Below are 10,630 nucleotides of genomic sequence, written 5' to 3'. Positions count from 1 at the left end.
TCATGAAAAAAAGAAAATTAGTACTCTTAGGCTTACTAACGCTCGCGTTAGTACCTATTTCGTGTAATGAAGATTTTTTAGAAACCTCACCATTAGATGCCATTTCAGCAGATGCCACTTGGGCAGATGGAGCTTTATCAGAAGCTTTTGTATTTAATGTTTACTCATCTCTAGGCTATGGAGGATTTGAGGAAGAAGGTTTAGCTTCATTAACAGACGAAGCAATGTTTACGCACTCTGGTAGAGGTGTAAATGTAATTACAGAAGGTTCACTTTCACCGTCAGGAACGGGGAACGTTAATATCATTCCGCAATGGAATGAGTTGTATTTAGCTATTCGCAAAGCGAATATCGCAATACAAGAATTACCAAATGCAGGGTTTGAGGACCAAGCACTAAAAGATAGATTACTAGGTGAATCTCATTTTTTAAGAGCTTATTATTACCATCAACTAATGCGCTTTTATGGTGGGGCACCATTAATAGATGCTCCTTATGGTCTTGATGACGACTATACAATAGCTAGAGGTACATACGCAGAGAACGTAACTTTCGTTACTGATGATTTAGATAAAGCAATATCATTATTAGACGGTAAAGATGTAACTCCTGGTAGAGCATCAATGTTAAGTGCTATGGGTTTAAAATCTAGAATACTTACTTATGCAGCTAGTGATTTAAGAGACGGACCAACTGCCAGTGCAAAATCATCAGTACTAGGTGGATATTCAAATCTAGAATTAGTTGCTTACACTTCTGGTGATAGAGATGCTAGATGGACAGCCGCTAAAACTGCAGCCAAGGCAGTATTAGATGCTACAACTGGTTACAAATTAGATTTAGCAGCGCCTGCATCTGCAGAAGAAGCTGAACAGACTTATATCTCCATTGCTATGGGAGGTGGTAGTGCTGTTGGTGATGCTGCTGCAAGATCTGAACTTTTATTTGAAAGAACACATTCACCTTTATTTACGGCTGAAAGTAACTGGCCTTTAGGTGGTATTCACCAAGGGATTAACAATGGTCCAAACGGATACCATAACTGGGCCGGTAATACGCCTATACAACAATTGGTAGATGATTACCAAATGATGGACGGTTCTGATTTTGATTGGAGCAATCCTGAGCACGCTGCTGCTCCGTATGAAAATAGAGATCCAAGATTGGCTGCAACTGTTCTTTATGATGGTGCACCATGGAAACCAAGACCAGATGATGTGGCTGCTATTGATCCTTATGATGAAATTCAAACAGGTACCTATGCAGATGGTAGTGGCGGAATTATTGCTGGTGTAGATATGCGTGATTCACCTATCGAGAACTGGAATGGAAGTAGAACTGGATATTACGTTCGTAAATTTATCGATTCAGATCCATCATTAGTAGACAATCAATCAAGTGCACAGGTTGTACCATGGCCGTTTATTCGTTATACTGAAGTAATATTAAACTATGTAGAAGCATCTATTGCACTAGGTGATGAAGGTGAAGCTAGAAATTGGCTGAACAAGATTCGTTTTAGAGCAGGTATGCCGGCAATTGAATCATCAGGTACTGAACTTTTAGAAGACTATATCAACGAAAGAAGGGTTGAGCTAGCTTATGAAGAGCATAGATATCATGATGCAAGAAGATGGATGATCGCTGACCAAACATTAGGTAGAGGTATTAAAGTAATGAAAGTAACTGCAGCATTAAAAGCAGGCGCTACACCAAGAGCACCTTATCAATATGACCCAACAGTATATGATTATACATATACCGTTGTGGATAATAATGATAACGAAACCAGAACTTGGGATGACAAAATGTATTTCATGCCTATTAGTAGAGATGAAATCAACAGAAATAACCTATTGATTCAGAATCCAGGTTATTAGTTTAGTTTAAATTGAGTTAAATTAAAGATCTATCCCCTTTTGGGATAGATCTTTTACTTTTAAGCAAATGATAAAAAATCTAACTCTCTATCTATTTGTCGCATGTATACTTCTTCAAAGCTGCAAAGAAAAGGCTAATAAAGATGAGGTAACATCAACAATTGATACCGTTGAAAAACCAACTTTATTTACACTCTTATCTGAAAATGAAACAAATGTTACTTTTCAGAACACTTTAAAAGAAGGGCTAAATGCTAATGTATTAGTATATGAATACTTATATAATGGTGGTGGCGTAGCTACAGGAGACTTTAATAATGACGGATTACAAGATTTATATTTCACCTCTAACATGGGTGAGAACAAATTCTACATAAATGAAGATGATTTTACTTTTAAAGATATTACCTCAATATCTAAAGTTGAAGGCAGACCTGGACCTTGGAAAACCGGGATTACCTCTGTAGATGTAAATGGTGACGGAAAATTAGACCTATACCTATGTTATTCAGGCGCTTTGCCAGATGCTAAGCGTAAAAATCAGCTTTTTATCAATCAAGGTAACAACGCTAATAACATTCCTATTTTCAAAGAACAAGCTGAAGAATATGGATTGGCAAGTGCAGCATTCAGCAATCAAGGTTATTTCTTTGATTATGATAAAGACGGCGACTTAGATATGCTTTTACTAAATCATAATCCGAAATCACTTCCAGTACTAAATGAAGTCAGCACAAAAGAATTTTTAAAAAAAGACGACCCGTTTCAAGGCACTCGCCTATTTGAACAAAGAAATAATAAATTTTACGACATTACTGAAAAAGCAGGCATTAGCGGTTCTGCTTTAACTTACGGATTAGGTATTGCCATAAGTGACATCAATAACGACGGATGGCAAGATTTTTACATTTCCAATGATTACACTGTACCAGATTATTTATATATCAACAATCAAAATGGAACATTTACAGACCAATTAGGATCACAAATGGGTCATACAAGTCACTTTTCTATGGGAAATAATGTGACAGATATTAACAATGACGGTCTACAAGATATTTTCACATTAGATATGTTACCAAAAGATAACAAACGCCAAAAGCTACTGTTATCGCCAGATAATTATGAAAAATTCGATTTAAATATTAGAAGCGGATTTCACCATCAGTATATGCGTAACATGCTGCAATTAAACAATGGTGATGACACCTTTAGCGAGATTGGACAGCTATCTGGTATTTCGAATACAGATTGGAGCTGGGCTCCCATATTTGCAGATTTTGATAATGACGGATTTAAAGATTTGTTTATCTCTAACGGATATTTTAGGGACTACACCAATTTAGACTTCATCAACTACATGGATAGTTATGTACAATCTAAAGGCAGGTTACAAAGACAAGATGTTCTTGAACTGATAAAAGAAATGCCCGCATCTAACTTAACAAACTTCTATTTCAGCAATAAAGACGGCTTAAAATTCACTGACAATACTAAAGTAGCGGGTACGGATCAACCTGCAAATAGCAACGGAGCTATATATACCGATTTGGATAATGATGGTGATTTGGATCTAGTGGTAAATAACATTAACAAATCCGCTTTTATTTACCGAAACGATTCGCCAAATGAAACCAACAATTATTTAAGTATAAAACTAAAAGGCGCTGATAAAAATACAAATGGCATTGGTTCTAAAGTAAGTATTTTCAATCATGGAAAAATACAAGTAGTTGAACAAATGCCAACTCAAGGTTACCTTTCAACTGTTTCGCCCATTTTACATTTTGGATTAGCTGATAACACTACCATAGACTCTCTAGTAATTAGCTGGAATTCTGGCAAAACAGAAACTCTTACACAAATTTCAACAAATCAATTATTAGTACTTGAAGAAAGCAATGCGAAAAAATCAGCTTTAGTAAAAGACAGGACAGAAGTCTTATTTTCAAAGATTGCAAATGTTATTACATACCAGCACCAATCATCATCAGTAAATGACTTTAAAAGGCAGTCGCTTTTATTGAAACAATTATCGCATGATGGTCCACCAATGGCTAAGGGTGATATTAATAATGATGGTTTTGAAGATATTGTAATTGGTGGTGGCATTGGGCAACCAACATCCATATTCATACAAACTAAGAATAAGAAATTTACTCAAAAGATAAATACTAGTTTTAATGTAGACAAAGAACAGTCCGATTCAGATATCGCACTTTCTGATGTAGATAATGATGGTAATTTAGACATATATGCTGCCAGTGGTGGTTACCATGATTTTGCCCAGAATGATCCTTTATTACAAGACCGACTGTATTTAGGAGACGGAAAAGGAAATTTTACAAAGTCAACAAATGCACTACCAAGCATGCAGACTAATACGGGTTCAGTTGCTTTCTCAGATGTGAATAACGATACATTTTTAGATATTTTTATTGGTGGCTCTGTTATGCCAGGTCATTTTCCTGAATCATCTAGAAGCTATATTCTAATAAATGATGGCAAAGGCAATTTCACCGACAAGACCAATGATATTCAGCCTTCATTGAAAACCTTAGGTATGACCACTGATGCTGTTTGGGCAGACATAGATGGTGACCAAATAGAAGATTTAATAGTTGTTGGTGAATGGATGCCTATTTCTATCTTCCTGAATAAAAATGGTAAATTAATTAATGAATCTGAACAGTTTATTGAGGAGCCTTTATCTGGATTATGGACGAGCCTACATATAACTGATCTTAATAATGATGGTAAACCAGATATTATTGCGGGTAATATTGGTACCAATACTCAATTTAAAGTGAGTAATGATACACCCGCTGAATTGTATTATTCAGATTTTGACAAAAACGGCTCTGTAGATCCTATTTTAAATTTTTATACAGATGGTACTAGTTACCCCTATATAACAAGAGATGAGTTACTAGGTCAACTTTCAGGCAAAAGACAACAATATAATAGCTATGAAAAATATGCTAATGCAACTGTAAACGATATTTTCAAACCAAGTGAATTACAGAAGGCGAAGAAATTAACGATTACACATCAAAAAACTACAGTTTTAATGAGCACTAATAGTGACATATATCAAAACATTTCACTGCCAATTGAAGCTCAATACTCCCCTATTTCAGAAATCATAAGCTCAGATCTCAACAATGATGGTATTACTGATTTGTTACTTTTAGGCAACAATGATTATTATAAGCTAAGAATAGGAAAGTTTGATGCCAATTATGGCACAGTACTTTTAGGTGTCGGTGACGGTACTTTTAAATACTTGCCTCAAACCAAATCTGGTCTATCTATAAAAGGAAGTAATACCCATTCAGTATTGATAAATGATAAACTTATATTAACCAGTTACGGCGCATCTACTGAAACCTATAAACTTTTAAAATAGCTCATAAATTAACGATGACAAGCACCACAAATAAAACACTTATAAAAATTTCTACCATACTGCTACTCTTGCTTACAATGGCATGTACTACAAACGAGCAGCCAAAAATGAGTGATAAAGAAGTTGCCTTAGAATGGGCAAATATGACCTTGTTCATTACAAGGTATACCCCATCAAATTCTCCCACATTTGCATCTAGGGCCTTTGGGTATACAGGTATTACAATGTATGAAGCTATAGTACCGGGTTTTTCTGATTATAAATCAATGAGTGGGCAATTAGAGGGTTTAGATAAGCTGCCTATTGCAGATGATTCAAAAGAATATAATTGGGTACTAGCATTAAATGCTGGGCAATCAGAAATTTTAAAGAATATATATGTTCAAACATCCGAAGAAAACATTCAAAAAATAGATTCTCTTGAACAAGTGATCTTTACTCAATTTCAAGATGGTGTAAATGAAGAAACCGTTTCACGTTCTGTTGCGTTTGGCAAATCTATTGCACAAACTATTTTTGAATGGTCAAAAACAGATGGTGGGCATAGAGGGTATTTGAACAATTTTGACAAAACCATGATACACCCAGAACGTCCAGGTTCTTGGAAACCTCCATTATTCGCTCAATCTTTCAGCCATCACCCTTTACACCCACATTGGGGAGAAAATAGAACTTTTGCGTCCAGTAATAAGGAACTTGAAGACCCAAAGATGATTCCGTATGACACAACTGTTGGTTCTCCTTATTACAAGCAGTTTGAAAATGTATATCTGAAAGATTTAGAACTGACACAGTTAGAAAAAGAAGCTGCTATTTGGTGGGGAGATGATCCAGACGTGAGTTTTACTCCGCCCGGGCACTCTTATTATTTTGCCACCTTGGCAATAGAAGGTCACGACATATCACTTATTGAAAGTGCCAAAATCTATGCTCAAGTAGGCATGGCAGTATCAGATGCTTTCGTGAATTGTTGGAAATGGAAATATCAGTTTTTTACAGAACGCCCAAATACCTTTATACCAAAATATATTGATGAAGAATGGGAGTCTTTTTGGCCTGATCCACCTTTTCCATCTTTTCCGTCAGGACATGCCATACAAGCAGCTGCCGCGGCTGCGGTTTTAGAACACAATTTCGGAAAAGAATTTACTTTTACAGATAGGGCACATGAAGGCAGGGAGCGCGATGAACTCAAAGAAACTTATTTTGTAATACGGTCATTCAACACCTTTTGGGATGCCGCACTAGAAACAGCAGATTCTAGATTTTATGGTGGCATACACACGCAATTAGACAACGAAGTAGGATTAGAAAAAGGGGTGGAAATCGCCAAAAATATTTACGCCCTAGAATGGAAGAACAATGATGAAAAATAATTCAGCACTCATTAAAATAAGCAGTAGCATATTCTTTCTAATATTCGGAATAATGAGCTATTCGCAACAAACTTTTACTGATGTCTCAGAAGCTGCAGGTATTGACCACCAATATGAAGTCTATGAAGGCACATTTGGTGGTGGTGTTACTGTCTTTGATGTCAATAATGACGGATTTGAAGATTTATATATAACGAGTGGTATAAAACATGATCGCCTTTATCTTAACAATGGTGACGGTACTTTCAAAGATATTTTTGATAATTCTGGTTTAGTAATTACCAATAACTATGTTACCCAAGGTGTTGTAAGTGCAGATATTAATAAAGATGGATATAGAGATTTATTCATCACAACCATTACTACAACCGATGGTAAAAGTATCATACCAAGAGCTAAAAATTTACTCTTCTTAAATAATGGAGATGCTACCTTTAAAGATGTCACTAATGAATACGGCTTAGAGGACTTAAACTCTTTCAGTACAGGACCTAGTTTTGGTGATTTTAATGCAGATGGATATCCTGATTTATTTGTGGGTAATTATTTTCAAGAATTTACAGGTAAACTGGGTATTATAAAAGATGCTACTATTGTTAGCGCAAACCAAACAGCCAGAAGTTATTTACTTGAAAACAAAAGAGGTAAAAGCTTCGAAAACGTGTATGATGAATATGGTTTAGGGCATAAAGGTTTTGGTTTTGGTGGGGTTTTCACTGATTATGATAATGACCAAGACCAAGACCTATTGGTTAATCAAGATTTTGGGTATAAAGCAGTACCTAATTTTCTATACCGTAACGAGTACCCCGATGAACATTTTGATGATGCCAGCAAGCAAACTGGAATGGACTTAAAAATTAACGCCATGGGCGCAGCTGTTGGCGATTATAATGGTGATGGGTGGATGGATTACTACATTACCAACATCAAGTTCAATATGCTGATGGAGAACCAAGGCATAGGTAAACCATTTGTTGATAAGGCAAAAGAATTAGGTACTTACAATCTAGCCATAAGTTGGGGTGCAAATTTTGCGGATTTTGACCATGATGAAGATTTAGATTTATTTGTTTCTAACGGAGACCTGAATCCGAACTGCACACCTATGGGCAATTTCTATTTTGAAAATAACGACAATACCTTTACTGAAAAAGGAAGGGAATTAGCCATTAATGATTACGGAATAGGTAGAGGATCAGTAATATTTGACATGGATAATGATGGTGATATGGATTTATTAGTTGTAAATCAACAACCTATATTAAATTATCCAATAGCATCTACCACTCGACTTTTCAGAAATGATTTGGTAAAGGGTAATTGGCTAAAAATTGCTCTTAAAGGTTTGGACTCTGAAGTAAATGGTATTGGCTCTCGCGTAACTGTAGTTGCTAATGGAAAAAGAATTATAAGAGAAATTGATGGTGGTGGATCTAGTCATTTATCACAAAACTCGGTGATAGCACACTTTGGTTTGGGACAAAATACTGCTGTAGATTCGGTAATTGTCAACTGGACAGGCGGTAACACTCAAATACTAACCAATATAAAGGCAAATCAACAACTAGAAATTGTTGAAATAAATCAACCGAAAAAAGAAACTTCTACTATTTGGTACATACTTGGTACTTCACTACTACTTGTTGTTGTCTATTTTGTAGCTAAAAAGAAAAGGCAATAAAATTATTTCACTGTTTAGAAGGATATAACAATCTATTTACTTTAGAATATCTACTTCAAATTAGCACCAGCAAGCAATACTTCAACTTTTCAAATGAAGGCAATTTGAAACACTCTTACTTGCCATTTATTTAGAATATTCAACGCAACCTAAACTAACTTTTGAACAAAACATAGCTTTTGTAAAATTAACTGCAGCTATATAGCTAGTTACCAGCCTCTCAAAAATTGGTTGAATAACCACACAACATTAAAAAATTGTAAAACTTTGGAAACTTTTTTAGTTTCTAAAGTTTCCTGATGTATATTTGCAGCCATTATGAAAGAAAAAATTAGGGATACAGCTTCACAGCTTTTCTTAGAACGTGGTTTTAAGAGTATTACCATGGACGATATTGCCAATGAAATTGGCATGTCTAAAAAAACCATTTACAGCGAGTATAGTAATAAGACTTCGTTAGTAGAAGATTGCGTAATGAATAAGTTCTGTGATTTAAGCAATGGTATTGACTTAATTATAGCGATGGAGAAAAACGCTATTGAAGAATTGTATGAGATTAAAAAGTATGTAATGTCTCATTTAAATGATGAAAAGAGCTCTCCACAGTACCAATTAATGAAATACTATCCAAAAATTCATAAGAATCTCAAGCTAATGCAATTCGATAAAATGCATAAGTGCATATTATTGAATGTTGAAGGTGGTTTAAAACAAGGCTTGTTTAGAGATAATATAAATCCGGAGTTTGTTGCTCGAATATATTTTACCGGTCTTAATAGTATTAAGGACCAAAACATGTTTCCGTTAGAACAATTTCCGATAGGAAAATTAATGGACTCTTTTTTAGAATACCACATTAGAGGGATTGTTACACCAAAAGGAAAAACCATATTAAATAACATCATCAATTCAAATCAAGAATAAATGCGAAATCAATTAGTAATCTTAATCACTATTCTAAGTATTAGTTTAGGATATTCACAAGAGCAAACCAATTCGTTTACATTGGAAGAAGCGATTCAATTTGCATTAGAAAACAACTATTCAGCGATTAATGCGAATAGGGATATTATAGATGCCCAAAAGCAAAAATGGGAAACTATAGCAGGCGGACTTCCTCAAATAAACGGATCTCTTGGATATTCTAATCAGTTAAAACAACCTGTTACATTATTACCAGCAGAATTGGTAGGTGGTGCGGCGGGTGAATTTATACCCGTAGTTTTCTCTCAACCACAATCAGCAACTGCAACAGCTACGTTGACACAGCAAATTTTTGATGGTTCTTATATTGTTGGTGTACAAGCAACAAAAGCATTTTTAAGCTATAGTGCAAACAACAAAGAGAAAACAGAACTAGACGTTAGAAAACAAGTAGTTGAAGCTTACGGCAATGTACTTTTAGCAGAAGAAAGTATAGAAATCCTAGAAAAAAATAAAACCACACTTGAAAAAAATCTCTTTGAAACTTCTAAGCTATTTGAAAACGGACTAGGAGAAGAAGAAAGTGTTGACCAACTTCAAATCACCTTATCATCCATAGAGAATCAATTGCAAAATGCTCTTAGATTAAAGGACATTACATTACAAATGTTGAATGTAAGTATGGGTCTAGATCTAAATGCACCAACACAATTGAAAGAAAACCTAGAAGATCTTACCATGTCAAAAATGGACTTAGGTATACTTGGGATCGACTTCAATATTAATGATAATGTAGATTACAAGCTTGCCGAAAATTTAAACGAACAACGCTTTTTTGAATGGAAACTAGCAAGAAGTCGTGCACTGCCAACTTTGAATGCTTACGTTAACTATGGTAGTTCGGCTTACTCAGAAAGCTTCGATTTTTTCAGCGGAGATCAACAATGGTTCGATTCTTCTATTTTAGGTTTTGACCTAAATATTCCCATTTTCAGTTCATTTAAAAGAAGTGCCAGCACCCAACGCGCAAAAATTGCTTTAGAAAAATCGAAAACACAATTAACAGAAGCCGAACAACAAATTAGATTACAGTTAGAGAATGCTAAAAATAATTATACGCTGGCAATAGATAATTACGAAACTGCAAAGCAAAACCTAACACTATCTGAACGTATTGAAAACAAAAACCAAATCAAATATAAAGAAGGTCTTGCAACAAGTTTTGAACTGAGACAGGCACAAACACAATTATATACTACCCAACAAGAGTACTTGCAATCAATGGTAGAGGTAATTAATAACAAGACCGAACTAGAAACCATTTTAAATACAAAAGACTAAATAATCAATCACTAAA

The 10,630-nt window shown here is 35.0% G+C and carries 6 protein-coding genes; all 6 read left to right on the top strand.

Annotated elements, in window-relative coordinates:
* Nucleotides 1-2 precede the first annotated feature (2 nt).
* The 6 genes from BUC31_RS04990 to BUC31_RS04965 all read left to right on the top strand — a co-directional run bounded on the left by BUC31_RS04990 (nucleotide 3) and on the right by BUC31_RS04965 (nucleotide 10,614).
* Nucleotides 3-1,880 carry a RagB/SusD family nutrient uptake outer membrane protein gene (locus tag BUC31_RS04990; RefSeq protein ID WP_073241821.1) on the top strand — a complete coding sequence of 626 codons (1,878 nt, stop codon included), beginning with the start codon at nucleotides 3-5 and terminating at the stop codon, nucleotides 1,878-1,880.
* A gap of 67 nt (nucleotides 1,881-1,947) precedes the next feature.
* Nucleotides 1,948-5,289 (top strand): VCBS repeat-containing protein, encoded by a 3,342-nt coding sequence (locus BUC31_RS04985; protein WP_073241819.1) that lies wholly within the window; start codon nucleotides 1,948-1,950, stop codon nucleotides 5,287-5,289.
* Nucleotides 5,290-5,303: 14 nt separating this feature from the next.
* Nucleotides 5,304-6,665, top strand: coding sequence for a phosphatase PAP2 family protein (locus tag BUC31_RS04980; RefSeq protein ID WP_084134944.1), 1,362 nt, complete (start codon nucleotides 5,304-5,306; stop codon nucleotides 6,663-6,665).
* Nucleotides 6,652-8,349, top strand: a complete 1,698-nt coding sequence (locus tag BUC31_RS04975) for a CRTAC1 family protein (RefSeq protein ID WP_073241817.1) — start codon at nucleotides 6,652-6,654, stop codon at nucleotides 8,347-8,349. The genes BUC31_RS04980 and BUC31_RS04975 overlap by 14 nt, the downstream gene beginning before the upstream one ends.
* A 318-nt stretch (nucleotides 8,350-8,667) precedes the next feature.
* The gene (locus BUC31_RS04970) at nucleotides 8,668-9,273 is read left to right on the top strand and encodes a TetR/AcrR family transcriptional regulator (protein ID WP_073241815.1); all 606 of its coding nucleotides are present in this window, start codon (nucleotides 8,668-8,670) and stop codon (nucleotides 9,271-9,273) included.
* Entirely contained in the window at nucleotides 9,274-10,614 is a 1,341-nt protein-coding gene (locus BUC31_RS04965) for a TolC family protein (RefSeq protein WP_073241812.1), read from the top strand. It begins immediately after the preceding gene.
* The last annotated feature ends 16 nt before the right edge of the window (nucleotides 10,615-10,630 follow it).

This window comes from Maribacter aquivivus, from assembly GCF_900142175.1.
In the GTDB taxonomy this organism is placed as follows: domain Bacteria; phylum Bacteroidota; class Bacteroidia; order Flavobacteriales; family Flavobacteriaceae; genus Maribacter; species Maribacter aquivivus.
The sequence above is the reverse complement of the archived record's forward strand: the minus strand, read 5'-3'. Positions and strand labels throughout refer to the sequence as shown.

Coding starts and splice junctions, on each gene's coding strand:
- BUC31_RS04990 (WP_073241821.1), top strand. CDS start 3: ATGAAAAAAAGAAAATTAGTACTCTTAGGCTTACTAACGCTCGCGTTA.
- BUC31_RS04985 (WP_073241819.1), top strand. CDS start 1,948: ATGATAAAAAATCTAACTCTCTATCTATTTGTCGCATGTATACTTCTT.
- BUC31_RS04980 (WP_084134944.1), top strand. CDS start 5,304: ATGACAAGCACCACAAATAAAACACTTATAAAAATTTCTACCATACTG.
- BUC31_RS04975 (WP_073241817.1), top strand. CDS start 6,652: ATGATGAAAAATAATTCAGCACTCATTAAAATAAGCAGTAGCATATTC.
- BUC31_RS04970 (WP_073241815.1), top strand. CDS start 8,668: ATGAAAGAAAAAATTAGGGATACAGCTTCACAGCTTTTCTTAGAACGT.
- BUC31_RS04965 (WP_073241812.1), top strand. CDS start 9,274: ATGCGAAATCAATTAGTAATCTTAATCACTATTCTAAGTATTAGTTTA.